This window comes from Roseiterribacter gracilis, assembly GCA_018332375.1.
GTDB lineage: Bacteria > Pseudomonadota > Alphaproteobacteria > BOG-932 > Roseiterribacteraceae > Roseiterribacter > Roseiterribacter gracilis.
Window position 1 is genome coordinate 2,869,688 of the sequence record BOPV01000001.1, and the last position, 15,750, is coordinate 2,885,437.

The 15,750-nt window shown below is 64.4% G+C and carries 15 protein-coding genes; 6 read left to right on the top strand and 9 right to left on the bottom strand.

Going from position 1 to position 15,750, the window contains the following annotated elements:
* Positions 1 to 5: 5 nt before the first annotated feature.
* The 4 genes from TMPK1_RS14285 to TMPK1_RS14300 all read right to left on the bottom strand — a co-directional run bounded on the left by TMPK1_RS14285 (position 6) and on the right by TMPK1_RS14300 (position 3,429).
* Positions 6 to 1,349, bottom strand: coding sequence for a pentapeptide repeat-containing protein (locus TMPK1_RS14285; RefSeq protein ID WP_420243723.1), 1,344 nt, complete (start codon positions 1,347 to 1,349; stop codon positions 6 to 8).
* A 219-nt stretch (positions 1,350 to 1,568) separates the two neighbouring features.
* Positions 1,569 to 2,840 carry an RNA polymerase sigma factor gene (locus tag TMPK1_RS14290; protein WP_420243724.1) on the bottom strand — a complete coding sequence of 424 codons (1,272 nt, stop codon included), beginning with the start codon at positions 2,838 to 2,840 and terminating at the stop codon, positions 1,569 to 1,571.
* Positions 2,783 to 3,172 carry a YciI family protein gene (locus TMPK1_RS14295; protein ID WP_420243726.1) on the bottom strand — a complete coding sequence of 130 codons (390 nt, stop codon included), beginning with the start codon at positions 3,170 to 3,172 and terminating at the stop codon, positions 2,783 to 2,785. Before TMPK1_RS14295 ends, TMPK1_RS14290 begins: the two co-directional genes overlap by 58 nt.
* Before the next feature lie 68 nt (positions 3,173 to 3,240).
* Positions 3,241 to 3,429, bottom strand: a complete 189-nt coding sequence (locus TMPK1_RS14300; RefSeq protein ID WP_420243727.1) for a hypothetical protein — start codon at positions 3,427 to 3,429, stop codon at positions 3,241 to 3,243.
* A 230-nt stretch (positions 3,430 to 3,659) separates the two neighbouring features.
* On the opposite strand from TMPK1_RS14300, the gene rpsU reads away from it, so the two are divergent.
* Positions 3,660 to 3,866: a 30S ribosomal protein S21 gene (rpsU, locus tag TMPK1_RS14305; RefSeq protein ID WP_420245669.1), complete on the top strand. Its 207-nt coding sequence runs from the start codon at positions 3,660 to 3,662 to the stop codon at positions 3,864 to 3,866.
* A 72-nt stretch (positions 3,867 to 3,938) separates the two neighbouring features.
* Here the strand turns inward: rpsU and TMPK1_RS14310 are convergent, their stop codons facing one another.
* The 3 genes from TMPK1_RS14310 to TMPK1_RS14320 are packed head-to-tail and all read right to left on the bottom strand — an operon-like array spanning position 3,939 to position 8,895.
* On the bottom strand, positions 3,939 to 5,699 hold the full coding sequence (locus TMPK1_RS14310; protein WP_420243728.1) for an aminopeptidase P family protein: 1,761 nt from the start codon (positions 5,697 to 5,699) through the stop codon (positions 3,939 to 3,941).
* Positions 5,700 to 5,722: 23 nt separating this feature from the next.
* Entirely contained in the window at positions 5,723 to 6,613 is an 891-nt protein-coding gene (locus tag TMPK1_RS14315; protein WP_420243729.1) for a 50S ribosomal protein L11 methyltransferase, read from the bottom strand.
* Positions 6,613 to 8,895, bottom strand: a complete 2,283-nt coding sequence (locus TMPK1_RS14320; RefSeq protein WP_420243730.1) for an ATP-dependent helicase — start codon at positions 8,893 to 8,895, stop codon at positions 6,613 to 6,615. The genes TMPK1_RS14315 and TMPK1_RS14320 overlap by 1 nt, the downstream gene beginning before the upstream one ends.
* A 179-nt stretch (positions 8,896 to 9,074) precedes the next feature.
* Between TMPK1_RS14320 and TMPK1_RS14325 the strand changes: the two genes are divergently transcribed.
* From TMPK1_RS14325 to TMPK1_RS14335, 3 genes are all read left to right on the top strand, one after another.
* On the top strand, positions 9,075 to 9,680 hold the full coding sequence (locus tag TMPK1_RS14325) for an MlaC/ttg2D family ABC transporter substrate-binding protein (RefSeq protein WP_420243731.1): 606 nt from the start codon (positions 9,075 to 9,077) through the stop codon (positions 9,678 to 9,680).
* 94 nt (positions 9,681 to 9,774) lie between these two features.
* On the top strand, positions 9,775 to 10,905 hold the full coding sequence (locus TMPK1_RS14330; protein ID WP_420243732.1) for a hypothetical protein: 1,131 nt from the start codon (positions 9,775 to 9,777) through the stop codon (positions 10,903 to 10,905).
* 72 nt (positions 10,906 to 10,977) lie between these two features.
* Positions 10,978 to 11,349 carry a Gfo/Idh/MocA family oxidoreductase gene (locus TMPK1_RS14335; protein ID WP_420243733.1) on the top strand — a complete coding sequence of 124 codons (372 nt, stop codon included), beginning with the start codon at positions 10,978 to 10,980 and terminating at the stop codon, positions 11,347 to 11,349.
* An 84-nt stretch (positions 11,350 to 11,433) separates the two neighbouring features.
* On the opposite strand, the gene ettA is transcribed toward TMPK1_RS14335, so the two are convergent.
* On the bottom strand, positions 11,434 to 13,113 hold the full coding sequence (gene ettA / locus TMPK1_RS14340; RefSeq protein ID WP_420243734.1) for an energy-dependent translational throttle protein EttA: 1,680 nt from the start codon (positions 13,111 to 13,113) through the stop codon (positions 11,434 to 11,436).
* An 82-nt stretch (positions 13,114 to 13,195) separates the two neighbouring features.
* Here ettA and TMPK1_RS14345 point away from each other — a divergent pair, with 82 nt between their 5' ends.
* Positions 13,196 to 13,765 carry an HAD-IB family hydrolase gene (locus TMPK1_RS14345; protein WP_420243735.1) on the top strand — a complete coding sequence of 190 codons (570 nt, stop codon included), beginning with the start codon at positions 13,196 to 13,198 and terminating at the stop codon, positions 13,763 to 13,765.
* A gap of 11 nt (positions 13,766 to 13,776) precedes the next feature.
* Positions 13,777 to 14,646 carry a DMT family transporter gene (locus TMPK1_RS14350; protein ID WP_420243736.1) on the top strand — a complete coding sequence of 290 codons (870 nt, stop codon included), beginning with the start codon at positions 13,777 to 13,779 and terminating at the stop codon, positions 14,644 to 14,646.
* Here TMPK1_RS14350 and TMPK1_RS14355 read toward each other — a convergent pair.
* The gene (locus TMPK1_RS14355; RefSeq protein ID WP_420243738.1) at positions 14,576 to 15,724 is read right to left on the bottom strand and encodes a TAXI family TRAP transporter solute-binding subunit; all 1,149 of its coding nucleotides are present in this window, start codon (positions 15,722 to 15,724) and stop codon (positions 14,576 to 14,578) included. The genes TMPK1_RS14350 and TMPK1_RS14355 overlap by 71 nt on opposite strands.
* Positions 15,725 to 15,750: the final 26 nt, after the last annotated feature.

Genomic DNA, 15,750 nt, shown 5'->3' on the forward strand with positions numbered 1-15,750 from the left:
CGAAGTTAGATGCGCGGCTTGCGCTTCTGCTGACGCAGGAACTCGGCGTCGAGTTCTTCTTCCGTCTTCCAGACCGGGATCTTCGCGTCGACCGTCTTGGCCTTCTCGAATTTGGTGTTTTCGAGAATGCAGTCGGTGAGATCGGCGCTGGTCAGATCGGCGCCTTCAAACGAAGCGTCGGTCAGATTGGCCTGACGCAGATCGGCGCGGGTCAGAATCGCTTTGCTGAGATTGCAGCCGGCGAGATTCGCGGCCCAGGTACGGCCGGTCGATTTGCCTTTGCCGTCGCGCAGTTCGGCGAAGCCCATTTTCACGTTTTCAAGCTTGGCGCCGACGACGCATGCGCCACGCAGATTGACGCCTTCCAGCACGGCGCCCGCGAGATTCGCGCCTTCCAGATTGGCGCCCGACAAATCCACCATCACGAGCTGCGTGCCGGTGAGGTTGGCGCCTTTCAAATTCACGCCTTTCAGATTCGCACCTGAAAGATTCACGCCCGACAGATCGATGTGGCTGAGATCTTCGCCTTCGAGATCGCAGCGCGAACCCGAACGTCCGTTCGACGACATCCAGGCAAAGTGTTCCATCAAGTTGCGCTGAATCGTGACCGAGAAATCTTCGGCCGGACGCGTCAGCACGGCATCGGTAACGTCGGCACCGTCCATCGACGCGCCAACCAGATACGCACCTTCGAGGTTGCAGCCGCGCAGATTGGCGCCGTCGAGAATCGCACCGCCGAGATTGGCGTCTTTGAGATTCGAACCCGACAGGTCGGCACCGATCAGGTTGGTGCCCTTCAAATTCGCTTTGGTCAGATTGGCTTTGCGCAACACGGCGCGCGACAGGTTCGCGCCGGTCATCAGCGCGCCTTGGCAGTCGGCACCGATGAGGCTGGCCTGGCTGAGATCCGCGCCAGCGAGATTGGCGCGCGACAGGACGGCTTCGTCCATGTCGGCGGAATTCATCGTGGTTTCTTTGAACGCGACCGGCTCGTTCGTACGGCCGTCGAGCAGCGCGCCACCGCGCAGATCGGCGTCGCGCAGAATGGCGCCGCGCAGCTTCGCGCCACGCAGCTGGGCGCCGCGCAGGTCGGCGCGCGCAAGGTTGGCGCGGCTGAGATCGGCCTTGAGCAGGCAGGCCGCGAACATGTCAGCGGTCGACAGATCGCAGTCGGAGAAATTGCAGCGCGACAGGTTGGCGCCCGAGAATTTGGCGTTCTGCAGGTTCGACTTCGACAGATCGAAGCCCTGGAGATCCTTCATCGCGAAGTTTGCGCGCAGCCCGCCGGGACGGTTCTGCAGCCACTTTTCGTGGCGTGCGATGAGGTCGACAACTTCCTGCGGATTCATCGTGTTCTGCCGAACTGTTCCAAGGCCTTCCGATCGGGCGCGACCCTACAGGATCCTGTCTGGCGGTTCCACCGAAGGGATCGGCGAGCAGCCACGACACGCACGTTCGGACGGCCGCCAGGATGGGCGGCCGAGGGTCAACGGAACCTTACCGCCTAGCGAAAATCGCCGTTTGACAGGGGTTTTCTGGTCTTTTCTGACCCCGTAGCGGCCGCCTCATCACGGCATCTGCGCCCGCAGAAATTCGATCAGTGCCGGGTCGCTCGATAGGCCGATCGCACGCAGATAGGCCTCGCGCGCGGCATCGACGGCCCCGGTTTCGCCAAGCAGGTGCGCCCGCGCCGCCCAGTAAGGCTGGTAATCGCGCAGCGCCGGGTCGGCGGCGAGCGCGTCGAGTCGCACCAGTCCCGCCGCCGCGTCCTGTGCCCGCGCGACCGCCACCGCGCCGTTGACGCGCGCCACGATCGAGCCCGTCACCAAGGTCAGCGCATCATAGAGTTGGACCAGCGCCGTCCAATCGACTGTGCCGGTCGAGCGGCGTGCGATATGCGCCGATTGAATCGCGGCCTCGAGCTGAAACCGTCCCAGCCGGTGCGAAGTCAATGCACGACGCAGCAGCAACTCGGCTTCGTCGATCAGCGCGTGATTCCACAGCCGTGTATCCTGCGCCGACAGTGGCACATATACGCCGCCGACGCCGCGCGCGTCGCGCCGCGCATCGGCGTAGAGAATCAATGCCAGCAACGCTTGCGCTTCGGCTTCGCCGGGCAGCGATACAGCCAGAACGCGCGCCAGCCACACCGCTTCGTCGGCGATCGCGCGACGGTCGGGATCATTCTCCAACCAGCCATCGGCATAGGCGGCGTAAATCGCCTGTGCCACTGCATCGAGACGCGGCGCAAGCTGATCTGCGGATGGAAGTTCGAACGCGATTTTGGCGTCGCGCAGCCGCCGTTTGGCGCGCACCAAACGTTGCGAAAGCGTAGACGGCGCAACGAGAAATGCGCTTGCGATTCGCGCCGCATCGAAGCCCAGCACGACCTGCAACATCAACGGCGCGCGGGCTGCTGGTTCGATCGCGGGATGCGCGCAGGCAAACAGCAAGGCCAGACGCTGGTCGGGAATTGCGGGCGCCTCGTCGGGCGAGGCAATGTCGGCGTCGGCACGGCGCAACAACTCGTCGCTGGCCTGCATGCGCGTGCGATCGCGGCGTGCGCGGTCGATCAATTTGCGCCGTGCCGAAATCAGCAACCATGCTTCCGGCATGCGCGGCACGCCGTCGGTGGGCCAGGTCGCAAGCGCGGCGGCGAATGCATCCGCCAGCGCGTCTTCGCACGCGGCAAGATCGAAGCCGCGCGACGCCAGCAACGCGACCAGTTTGCCGTAGGCGGTTCGCGCCGCGTGGTCGGCGGCGGCGCGAACCGCGTCCGCGCTCAGGACCGTTCCCAGACCGCGCGGACTTCCATCGTGCCATGGCGCGAACCGGGACAACGCGTTGCCCAGCGCACTGCTTCGTCCTGGTTTGCGGCTTCAATCATCCAGAAACCGCCGAGCTGTTCTTTGGTCTCGATGAACGGCCCGTCGAGCACGCGCGGCGTTCCATCCGGGCCGACGCGCACCACGGCGGCGTCTTCGGCCGGACGCAGCCGCTCGGCCGCCAACAGAATCCCCGCCTGCTCCAGGGCCATCGTGTAGGCGTAGTACTCGCCCACCGCCTTTTCCATTTCGGCCGGGGACATCGCCTGGAAGGGCGTATCGTCGGCATGGGCCAGCAGCATGTATTTCATCGTGTCGTCTCCGTCGGTCGTCGGCGCGACGATCATCGCGCCTGCCCCATGACGTTCGACAGGATGGAATTTCGACCGCGGGCCGAAAACCGGCCCGCCCAGGCCTACAGCACGGGCTGGGACGGCGGATCGAGCGCCTCGATCGGGCCCACCAGGACCGGTACCGAGACGGCTGCGCGGTCCGGTCGCACCGGCTCGGCGCAGCTGCGATGCGAGGCAAACAGGATCGCGGTGAGGTCGAGCAGACCCAGAGTCAGGATCAGAATCGCACCAATCCGGCCGGCTTTGCTCATCATTCGCCTCATTTGCTCGCGTCGAATCGCATATCGCCGGGGGATTGCGGCCTGAATCAGGCAGGGCGGGACGGAAACCGGAGAAAAGGCAGGAAAGCCCGCATTTACAGGGCAGGCGGCCTCTGCTAGAAGCCGCGCCTTCGAGCGACCAACATATGTGTGGTCGTGGCCCCTACGCTTTTCTCTATTGGGATGCTGGGCCGGCCGCGACCCATCCCGGAGTAAGTACGATCGTCCACGTTCTCGTCCGCGACAACAATGTCGACCAGGCCCTGCGCGCGCTGAAGAAGAAGATGCAGCGCGAGGGAATCTTCCGCGAGATGAAGCTGCGTCGTAACTACGAAAAGCCGTCGGAAAAGCGCGCCCGCGAAAAGGCGGAAGCCGTGCGCCGTTCGCGCAAGATGCTGCGCAAGCGGATGGACCGCGAGGGCTTCTAAGCCCTTCGTTGGATCTCGCTCGATAGAGATACAAAAACGCCCGGGCAAAACCGGGCGTTTTTCTTTTACGGATCAGCGCACCGGCGCGGTGGCCTCGGCCAGCCAGGCGCGCTCGTCTTTGTTGAGATCGTCGGCGAGCAGCGCGTAGACGCGCGCGTGATAGGCGTCGAGCCAATCGCACTCGTCACGCGTCAACAACGCCGCGTCGATCAGATCGCGCGCGATCGGCGCCAAAGTCAGCGTCTCGAACGACATCACCGGCAGATCGCCGCCCGGCACCGCTTCGGGCGGACGGACCAGCACCAGATTTTCGATGCGGATGCCCCAACGACCGGCCGCGTAATAGCCGGGCTCGTTCGAAATGATCATGCCGGGTTCGAGCGGCACGGCGCTCGACTGTTTGGCGATGCGCTGCGGTCCTTCATGCACCGACAGATACGAGCCGACGCCGTGACCGGTGCCGTGGTCGTAGTCGCAGCCGACCGCCCACAAATGCAGCCGCGCCAGCGCGTCGAGCTGCTGGCCGGTGGTGCCGACAGGAAACCGCGCCGCACTGATCGCGATATGGCCCTTCAAGACGCGCGTGAAACGATCGCGCATTTCTTGTGTCGGTTCGCCGATCGACACGGTGCGGGTGATGTCGGTGGTGCCGTCATCGTACTGACCGCCCGAATCGATCAGATACAGCGTGCCGCGTTCGAATTTGCGGTTGCTGGTTTCATCCGACCGGTAATGCGGCAGCGCGCTGTTGGGGCCGACCGCCGAAATCGAATGAAACGACGTGTCGCGAAAGCCCGGCACCGCTTTGCGGAATTCGAGCAGCTTGTCGGCGCAGATCAGCTCGTCGGCATTCTCGGCGGTTTCGAGCCAGCGCAGGAAACGCACCACGGCGCAGCCGTCGCGGCGATGCGCGTTGCGCGTGCCTTCGATTTCCGCGTCGTTCTTGCGCGCGCGGCGCAGCAGGTTGGGATCGGTGCCGCTGCGCAGCTTGGCGCCGGCGCCGCGCAACTGATCGAACACCCAGCCCGACAGCGCCGTCGAATCGACCAGCACGGTCTTGTCGCGCAGCGCAGCCAGGCCCGATGCGAATTCGGTTTCCGGCCGCACCTGCACCGCGTTGCCAAGCGACAAGACGAGATTGGCATCCAGCTTGGCCGGATCGACGAACAGCTCGGCGGTCGAATCGTTGCGGATGATCGCAGTCGACATCACGACCGGCGTATGGGCGACGTCACCGCCGCGCAGATTGAACAACCACGCAATGACATCGGGCGCGGTCACAACCAGCGCGTCGCTGCGCAGCTGCGACAGGTCGACCGCGATCTGCGCGCGCTTGTAGGCCGCAGTGACGCCGGCGAATTCGACTGGCTGCGCGCGCGCCGCTGCGGTCGAGGCTGCGGGACGGTCGTGCCACACCGCGTCGATCGGGTTGGTTTCGACCGCGACCAGTTCGAGCGCGCTTCCTTCCAGCGCTGCGAGCAGATTGCTGCGCGCCTGCTCGGTAATCAGCTTCGGATCATAGCCGACCTTGCCACCGTTCGGCAGCGCGTCGACCAGCCACGCCGCATAGGGATCGCTGACCAGATGCTTTTGTTCAAAGCCTGGCGCCTGCTTGGCGCCTTGCAGCGTGTAGCGACCATCGACGAACAACGCAGCGCGGTCGCGCGTCACGACCGCGATGCCGGCCGATCCGGTGAAGCCCGAGATGTAGGCCAGGCGTGCGCTGCGCGCGGGTTGGTATTCGTTCTGCCATTCATCGGCATGCGGCACGAGAAACGCGTCGAGATTGCGCTTCGCCAGCTCGGCGCGGAGCAGATCGATTGGACGAGTCATGGATTCCGAATCCCTGGGAGCATTCATCGCGTCAGTACCAACGTTTGCCATTCACCGATCGGGCAGCGGCGCACCAGCTTGAACCCGTGGGCCGCATGGGCGCGCAACACGGCGCGTTCCTGCCGTTGCAGCAGGCCCGATAAAACAAGCTTGCCGCCGCGCGCAAGATTGCGGCGCGCATCGGGCGCAAGACGGATCAATGGGCGCGCCAGAATATTCGCAAGAATGAGATCGTAGGGACCTTCGCGGCGCACGATCGGCGCGCGATAGCCATTGCCGACTTCAGCGCGCACCAGCGGCATGGTGCCGTTCAACTGCGCGTTCTCGCGCGCGACCCGCACCGATTCCGCATCGACGTCGATCGCGACGACGCGTTTGCGCCATTGCTTGGCCGCAGCGAGCGCGAGAATCCCCGAGCCACACCCCATATCCAGCACATGGCGCGGCCGCATGCCTTCGCGCGCCAACATGCCGAGCATGCGCAGGCAGCCTTCGGTGGTCGGATGTTCGCCCGATCCGAACGCGGTGCCCGCATCCAAAGTCAGCACGATCGGTGCCGGCGCCAGCGCGTCTTTCAGATGCGAACCGCGCAGCAGAAACCGACCGAGCCGGCGCGACGGAAACGAGTCGTAGACTTGCTGCAGCCAGTCGGTCGGCGGCAATTTCTCAACCGTCAGAACCGGCGCCGGCGCACCGACCGCGGCGGCAACCACGGTCAGCTGCGCATCGAGCTGCGCGCGGTCGGGCTCGTCGAGCAGCACCGCATCGACCACCCAGATCTCACCACGTTCGAACGCGGAGATGGCGGTCGAAGATTCTTCGAGCACGGCTGCGATGGCGTCGGCGGCATCACGCGTCGTCGTCACTTCGACGCGCCACAGCTGGTCGGCGATTGGTTGAGTCGGAATCGGCATTACGACGCCTTGTCAGCCGGGACCACGAACGAGTCCATCACCTTCTTGCGACCGGCAGCGTCAAAGTCGATCTCCAGCTTGTCGTTATCGACCCAGACGATGGTTCCGTAGCCAAATTTCTGGTGGAAGACGCGCTCGCCGTTGCGATACGCGACCTCGGGTCGTTTGCGTTCGGTGACATAGGCGCGCCCGTCGAGCACGACGGGCCGTTCGCCGACGCCACGCGCGGGCGATTTCACGGCGCGGCTCAGCCCGTGGCTGTGCGTCCAAGCGTCGAAGCCGCTGCTGAATCGATCTTGGTGCGTGTGCGCGGTTGCGTCGTGCATGCGCTCGACATCGGCCTCGGGCAGTTCTTCGACGAAGCGCGACGGGATCGCCGCGGCCCAGCTGCCGAACATGCGGCGGTTGGCGGCGTGGCTGATATAGGCGCGTTCGCGTGCGCGGGTGATGCCGACATAGGCCAGCCGTCGTTCTTCTTCCAAACCGGCGATGCCGCTTTCATCCATCGCACGCTGGTTGGGAAACAGACCTTCTTCCCAGCCGGGCAAAAACACGACGGGAAATTCCAGACCCTTTGCCCCGTGCAACGTCATCAAAGTCGCCATGTCGCCGTCGGCATTGTCGGCGACATCCATCACCAGCGACACGTGTTCCAAGAAACCTTCCAAGGTTTCGAACTCGTCGAGCGCGTCGACCAGTTCTTTCAGATTGTCGAGGCGGCCTTCGGCTTCGGGCGATTTGTCGGCCTGCCACATCGCGGTGTAGCCGCTTTCATCGAGTACGATGCGCGCGAGTTCGGTGTGCCGGATACGCCCGACCTGATCGCGCCAGCGGCCGAAATCGCCCATCAGCGCGCGCAACGTTGCGCGCAGTTTTGGTTTCAACTCGTCGGTATCGACCAGACGCAACACCGCTTCGGTGAGCGGGATCGCGTTGGCGCGTGCATAGGCGTGCAAGGTCTGGATGGTTGCGTCGCCGATGCCGCGCTTGGGCGTGTTGATGATGCGTTCGAACGCCAGATCGTCGTCGGGCTGCACGATGACACGGAAGTAAGCCAGCGCGTCGCGGATTTCCATGCGCTCGTAAAAGCGCGGACCGCCGATCACGCGATAGGGCAATCCAAGCTGCAAGAACCGTTCTTCGAATTCGCGCGTCTGCCAACCGGCACGCACCAGAACCGCCATGTCTTTGAGCGAGCGACCGGCGCGTTGCAGCGTTTCGATTTCGTCGCCGACCAGACGCGCTTCTTCTTCGCCGTCCCAGGCACTGAATAACCGCACCTTCTCGCCGCCGGGCGCGTCGGTCCACAAGGTCTTGCCGAGTCGTCCTTGGTTGTGCGCGATCACGCCGCTGGCAGCAGCCAGAATATGCGAGGTCGAACGGTAATTCTGTTCGAGCCGGATTACCTTGGCGCCGGGAAAGTCGGTTTCGAATCGCAGAATGTTGCCGACTTCGGCACCGCGCCAACCATAGATCGACTGGTCGTCGTCGCCGACGCAACAGACATTGTTCTGTCCCTGCGCCAGCAAGCGCAGCCACAGATACTGCGCGACGTTGGTGTCCTGATATTCGTCGACCAGCAGATATTTGAAGCGGCGATGCTGTTCCGCCAGCACGTCGGGATGCTGCTGGAAGATCGCGATATTGTGCAGCAACAGATCGCCAAAATCGCATGCGTTCAGCGCCCGCAACCGCGCCTGATATTCGCGGTAGAGTTCGACGACGCGGCCGCCCGCAACGTCGCCGCCGTCACCGGCCGCAAGTTTGTCGGGCGTCAGCGCGCGATCTTTCCAACGTTCGATCACGCCCAGCACGACGCGCGCCGGCCATTTCTTGTCGTCGATCCGCAGCGCTTCGAGCTGCTGCTTGATCAGACGGATCTGGTCGTCGGTATCGAGGATGGTGAAGTTCGACTTGAGTCCGACCAGTTCGGCGTGCCGCCGGAGAAGACGGGCGGCGAGTGCGTGAAACGTGCCCAGCCACCAGCCTTCGACCGGCATGCCCAGCAACAGGCTGACGCGGTCCTTCATTTCGCGCGCGGCTTTGTTGGTGAAGGTCACCGACAGGATCTGCGATGGGTGCGCGCGGCGCGTGCTGAGCAGGTGCACCAGCCGTGTCGTCAGGACGCGCGTCTTGCCCGTACCGGCGCCGGCCAGCACCAGCACAGGTCCGTCCAGCGACTCGACCGCAAGGCGCTGCATGTCGTTGAGCTGGGCAAGATACGGGGCCGCGCCAGCTTGGGTTGGCGGGTTCGGGCGCGGCGCAAAAGGCAGGCTTTCCATGACGCGCCCTATCTAGCGCATCGGCGCCGAAGTCCCATCTCTCTGCACGACTGTGGCCGAAGAGTTTCGGAACTACGCATTCACAATCGGGTTCTCTTGGGTCGGTTGCCGGCGGGCGGGCTGGCTTTACATTACCGCCACGTGGATTTACCGACGCCCGTCGCTGCAAGGATGATTTTATGATCCGACGTTCCTTCCTGGCCCTGGCCGCCTGCTTTGCGATTGCGGCCGCCGCACCCGCCAGCGCGCAAAACCAGAACCCGGCGCAGTTCATCAACGATCTGGGGCAGAAGGCGCTCGCCGCGCTGACCAACAAGCAGGCCAGCGCGACTGAGTTGCAGCAGCGCTTCCGCGCGCTGCTCAACGGCAATTTCGACGTACCGACGATTGGCCGTTTCGCGCTGGGCCGCTACTGGAACGCCGCCAACCCGCAGCAGCAGCAAGATTACCTGAAGCTGTTCGAAGACCAGCTGGTCGACGCCTATGCGACGCGCTTCCGCGAATATGCGGGCGAGACGTTCAAGGTCGGCGGCGCGCGGACCGAGGGCAATGATTCGGTCGTCACCAGCCAAATCGTGCGCCCGCAGGGCCCGCCGATCGACGTCGAGTGGCGCGTGCGCAACGGTGCGCAAGGTCTGCGCATCGTCGACGTGGCGGTTGCCGGCGTCAGCATGGCGACGACCCAGCGCAGCGAGTTCGCCGCGGTGATCGAGCGCAACGGCGGCAACGTCGATTCGCTGATCCAGGCGCTGCGCACCAAGACGGTCACGGTCGCCAAGCCGTAAAGCTTCCCCGCGAAAGCGGGGACCCATCCCACCGCCGCAGCGTTCTGAGAGCGTTGCGGCGGATACATGGATCCCCGCTTTTGCGGGGATTTTCATGAGCGAAACCAGCGAAGTCGACGCGCCGCCGATTGCCGGTCATGGCGCCGCCCATCTCCCGTCCGTCACCGTCGACGCCTACAACGCCGAGCTACGCGACTCCGAGGGGTTCATCGGCGACCGCGCCTCAAACCGCGCCTTCCGCACCTTGCTCGAAGAATGGCGTGAGCGGCTGCGCAAGCACGGCGACGATCCGCTGGGCGACACGCCGTCCGACGAGATCAGCAAAAAGAAACTCGACAAGCTGCTGGCCGAAGGTTCGGGCGAAGAAGCAGCGCTGGTGCAAAGCGCGATCGAAGAATTCGCGCAGGAACTGGCCGCGATCGTGCGCCGCTTCCTGCGTCTCAAAGCCTGGCGCGACACCGAACGTGTCGTGGTCGGCGGCGGTCTGCGCGACAGCCGCGTCGGCGAACTTGCGATCGGTCGTACCTCGCTGCTGCTGAAGGCCGACGGGCACGCAATCGAATTGGTCCCGATCCGCCACCATCCCGACGACGCCGGCCTGCTTGGCTGTCTGCATCTGGCACCGGCCTGGATGTTCAAAGGCCATGATTCGATTCTGGCGGTCGATATCGGCGGATCGAACGTGCGCGTCGGGCTGGTCACCTTGGGTGGCAAGCGGCACGAGAACGCCGACGTCCATGCGCGCGAATTGTGGCGCCACGCCGATGAAGAGAAAGAACCCAAGCGCGACGAGGCGATCGACCAGATCGCCGCGATGGTCGAGCTGATGATCGCGCGCGCCGCCAAAGACGGGCTGAAGCTGGCGCCGTTCGTCGGCGTCGGTTGTCCCGGCATCATCGAAGCCGACGGCTCGATCGATCGCGGCGGCCAGAATCTGCCGGGCGGCAATTGGGAATCGTCGAAATTCAATCTGCCGCGCGAACTGCGCGATCGCTTACCGAAGATCGACGGGCACGTGCCGACTGTGCTGCTGCACAATGACGCCGTGGTGCAGGGCCTGTCCGAAGTCCCGTTCCAACGCGACGTCGCCCGCTGGGGCGTGCTGACGATCGGCACCGGACTTGGCAACGCACGCTTTACCAACCACGCCGCTGACGACGACGCGAAGGCGTCAAGGGACAACGACGCGAAGGCGTCAAAGGACGCCGACGTGAAAGAAACGTGACGGTGCCAAGTTGCTGATCGTCAGCCGCTTCCGGACGCGCTACGACTTTGCGCGAACACCAGGAGGCCAGCAGTGAGTTACCGTGTTGCGATCGTCGGTCTAGGCCGTGTGGGCGGTGAGTTTCTCGGCGAGCTTCTGCGCTATCGCGAACGTGGCTTTGCCATTCGCGCTGTTGCGGAATTGCAGGACACGCCGGCCAAGGCGATGGCCAAGGAACAAGGGATCGAAGTCACAACGCTCGAACGCATCGCCGAAATGGGCGGCGAGATCGACGTGATTTTCGACCTGTCGGGCAGCCGCACGGTGCGGACGCAATTGCGCGACAAGCTGGCCGCCGCCGGCAACATGCACACGGTGATCGCGCCGGAAATCGTCGGCCAGATGATCTGGTCGCTGATCACCGACAAGGAATTGCCGCAGGTGCATCGCAATACCGGCTACTAAGCGACCGGACGTACCATTAAAAACCCCCGCCGAAGCGGGGGTTTTTCATGTCTGCGATCAGCGCGTGGCTTGTTCTTTGACGCGCTACCGCGTCAGGGGACGATATTTGATCCGGTGCGGCTGGTCCGCTTCAGCGCCGAGGCGACGCTTCTTGTCGGCTTCGTAGGCTTGGTAATTGCCTTCGAACCACACGACCTGGCTGTCGCCTTCGAAGGCCAGAATGTGCGTCGCGATACGGTCGAGGAACCAGCGATCGTGGCTGATGACCACGGCGCAACCCGGAAACTCGTCGAGCGCTTCTTCCAACGCGCGCAAGGTTTCGATGTCGAGATCGTTGGTCGGTTCGTCGAGCAGCAGCAGGTTGGCGCCCTGCTTCAGCATCTTGGCCAGATGCACGCGGTTGCGCTCGCCGCCCGACAACATGCCGAGCTTCTTCTGTTGGTCCGAGCCTTTGAAGTTGAAGGCCGAGACATAGGCGCGTGACGGCATCTGCCGCTTGCCCAGTTCGATCACTTCCTTGCCGTCCGAGATTTCATCCCAGACGCTCTTCTTGTCGTCGAGCGCATCGCGGCTTTGATCGACATAGCCAAGCTTCACCGTGTCGCCGAGGCGGAACGTGCCGCCGTCGGGCTTTTCCTGGCCGGTCAGCATGCGGAACAAGGTCGTCTTACCGGCGCCGTTGGGACCGATCACGCCGACCACGCCGCCGGGCGGCAGCTTGAACGATAGATCCTCGATCAGCAGACGATCGCCGAATCCCTTTTTGAGGTGATCGGCTTCGATGACGACGTCGCCCAAACGCGGCGGCGTCGGCAGAACGATCTGCGCTTCGCCAGTCTGTTCGCGCGGACCTTTGGCCAGCAATTCTTCGTAGGCCGAGATACGAGCCTTCGATTTCGTCTGCCGTGCCTTCGGGCTGGCGCGCACCCATTCCAGCTCTTCGGCGAGCTGCTTCTGGCGCGACGACTCTTCGCGCTCTTCCTGGATGAGACGCTTCTGCTTCTGTTCGAGCCAGGACGTGTAGTTGCCCTCGTAGGGCACGCCCTTGCCGCGATCGAGTTCGAGAATCCAACCGGTGACGTTGTCGAGGAAGTAGCGATCGTGGGTCACCAGCACGACGGTGCCGGTGTACTCACGCAAGGTGCGTTCGAGCCACGCTACCGATTCCGCGTCGAGATGGTTGGTCGGTTCGTCGAGCAGCAGCAGGTCGGGCTTCTGCAGCAGCAGCTTGCACAGGGCGACGCGACGCTTTTCACCGCCCGACAGGTTGGTCACGGCCGCGTCGCCCGGCGGGCAACGCAGCGCGTCCATCGCGATTTCGATCGTGCGATCGAGTTCCCACGCGTTCGACGCTTCGATTTTTTCCTGCAGCTCGGCCTGGCGCTCGATCAGCTTGGTCATCTCGTCGTCGTCGGTGACTTCACCGAGCTTCATCGAGACTTGTTCGAATTCGTCGAGCACCGCTTTGGTGTCGGCCAGTGCTTCGAGCACGTTTTCGTAGACGGTCTTGGTCGGGTCGAGCTGCGGCTCCTGGCTCAGGAAGCCGATCTTGGCGCCTTCGGCAGCCCAGGCTTCGCCCGACCAGTCCTTGTCGAGGCCGGCCATGATCTTGAGCAGGGTGGACTTACCCGCGCCGTTCGGGCCCAACACACCGATCTTTGCGCCCGGATAGAAGCTGAGCCAGATCCCCTCGAGCGTTTTCTTCCCGCCCGGATAGATCTTGGTCAGGTTCTTCATCACGTAGACGTACTGGTACGAGGCCATGAGCGGACCTTTTGCGGCGAGCGGGGAAACAGGGGCGGAGAAGGCCCCGTCTGTAGCCCATGCGACGCGTGCACGCCAAGCTTTGGCGCTCTTCGACCTCGATGGCACGCTGACGCGGGGCGACACGTTGTTCTGGTGGATCGCGTCGCTGATCGGCCGGCCCCAAGCCAGCGCCGCCTTCGCACGCGCTCTTGGCAAACTCCGCACGCCGAACGAGATGGCCGCGGATTGGCGGGGCCGGGTCAAATGCGCCTTTCTCGCCAATGTCGCGGGCGTCGAGACGCGCCGTGCCGCCGAAGCAGGCGCCAGGGTGCGCGACACGATCAAATGGCGCGCGCCCATTCTCGACGCGTTGCGCGCGCACGCGTCGCTGGGCCACCGCATCGTCGTGGTCACCGGCGCGCCGCAGATCTACCTGCCCGCCTTGCTCGCACATCTGCCGATCGATGCGATGCTGGGCGCCGATCTCGAAGAACGCGACGGGCGCCTCACCGGCAATCTCACCGCACCCAATCCGGTCCGCGCCGCGAAACGCGCGCGCGTCGAAGCCTGGCTGGCGCAGAACGGGCCGTTCGCCGAAAGCTGGGGCTACGGCAACGCGCCGCACGACGTGCCCATGCTGGCGCTGGTCGATCACGCAATCATCGTCTGAGGACCAGCACAGTGTTGTTTGCCTACGCGCAGCTCGCGCTTGCCATGGCGATGGTGGGCGCAGTCGTCGCACTCGCCAAACCGTTGCTGGCCGTCTTTCCGCTGCTGGTGCTGGTGACGCTTCGCCAAGTGATCGCGTCGACGACGTTGATGGCCTGGGTCGCAGCAACCGGCGGTTCGCTGCGCCCGCCGCCGCGTGACGTGTGGCGGCCGCTGCTGCTGCAGGTGTTGTTCGGGAATTTCCTGTTCAACATCGCGCTGCTGGCCGGCGTCGCGCGCACCGGCGCGATCGAAGCCGGCCTGATCACCAGCACCCTGCCTGCAATGATCGCGCTGCTGGCGTGGCGCATGTTGGGCGAACACATCACGGTGCCGACGCGCGTCGCGGTGCTGCTGGCGATTGCGGGCGTCGCGTTGCTGGAACTGGCGGGATCGCATGACGGCGGCGACAATTCGCTGCTGGGCGACGCGCTGGTGTTTCTCGCGGTGCTGTTTGAAGCGCTCTACACGATCTACGCCAAACAACTGTCCGGCCGCATCGAGCCGCTGCACGCAACCATGTGGGCCAATCTGATCGGGCTGGTGTTGTTTCTGCCGTTCGGACTGTTCCAGATCGGCGACGTCGCGTTCGGGGCAGTTGCTGTGTCGGACTGGCTGTTGCTGCTCGCCTACGCGTTGATGGCGAGCGTGTTCGCGTTCTGGCTTTGGTATCGCGGCACGGTGCGCGTGCCGGCGGCGAAGGCTGGGCTGTTCACGGCCCTGATGCCGTTGACCGCAGTCGCAGTCGCAATCGCAGCGTTAGGCGAAACGCCTACGATCGCACATGCGGTCGGTTCGTTGCTGCTGCTGGGGTCGCTGGCGCTGGCGGTGCGGAAGGCGTGACCGGCTCGCTCGGGCATGCGAGCTCGCTGCCCGGTACACCTTTTTCTGTGTAGTAGCGCTTGGCGCCTTCATCGACCGGCGCCGGCACTTCGGTCCAAGCGGTGCCGAGTTCGCCCGCTACGATCGGCTGCACCATGTCGACGATGCGTTTGCGATTGGCCGGCGCCCAGGCGGCCTGCGTCAGCTTGTAGGCGAGGCCTGGATCCAGCTTGTCGCGCACCACCCACTGCACGAATTGCGCGATCGTGCTGGCTGCACCAAGCCCGGGATAGGCGTCGGCAGAAATCTGTTCGGGCGCAAAGACGGTGCCTGCCTTGACCAGCTTCTGTGCCGTGCCGCCGGTGATCGGCACCAGCATCAAATCGCCCGCTTGCGCCGCATCGACCAGACGCGGATCGGGCACCGGCCCAAGAAAGATCGCGGCCGGCACCTTGTTCGCTTCCAGCGCCTCGATCGCGGCCGGCCAGGTCGCATTCTGGAATTTGATTTTCTTCGCCACGCCCGCGGCGTCGAACAGCGCGCGCGCCGCAAGTTCGGCGGCGCTGTCCTTTTCACCGACGATCACCGTCTTGCCCGCGAGGTCAGCCGGCGACGCAATTTTCGCGTCGCGCCGCGCCACCAGATGCAGCTGCTCGCGATAGAGATTGGCCAGCACGCGCAGATCCTGCTGCGCCGATTTTCCGTCGCCCCCTTTCGAATCGCAGCGCGAGGCCTGCACCATGTTTGCCGATGCGATGCCGGATTCGACCGTGCCCGCCGCGACCGCGCGGATCAGCGCCTGGGGTGACTCGAATGTCTGCGCCACCGCAATGACGCCGGGAATGCCGCACGTGCCGCCGACATCACATGCGGGCAGGCCCGGCGGGCGCGACGCAACGCCCGCGATCGCCGCCGACCAGCGAAAGGCTGCGTCTTCGACTTTGGTGCCGCCGATGCGGAAAAACGTAGAGTCAGGCGAAGCGGCCGGCGCCGGCGTGCGCAGGAAAATGGTGCTGGCGAGGACAAGCACGCACGCGATGCCCGCACCGCGGCGCGCGGCACGTCCAACAACACTTGATTCGGTGGCCTTGTCCGCCATGACGCGACGCTAGTTCGACTGCACTT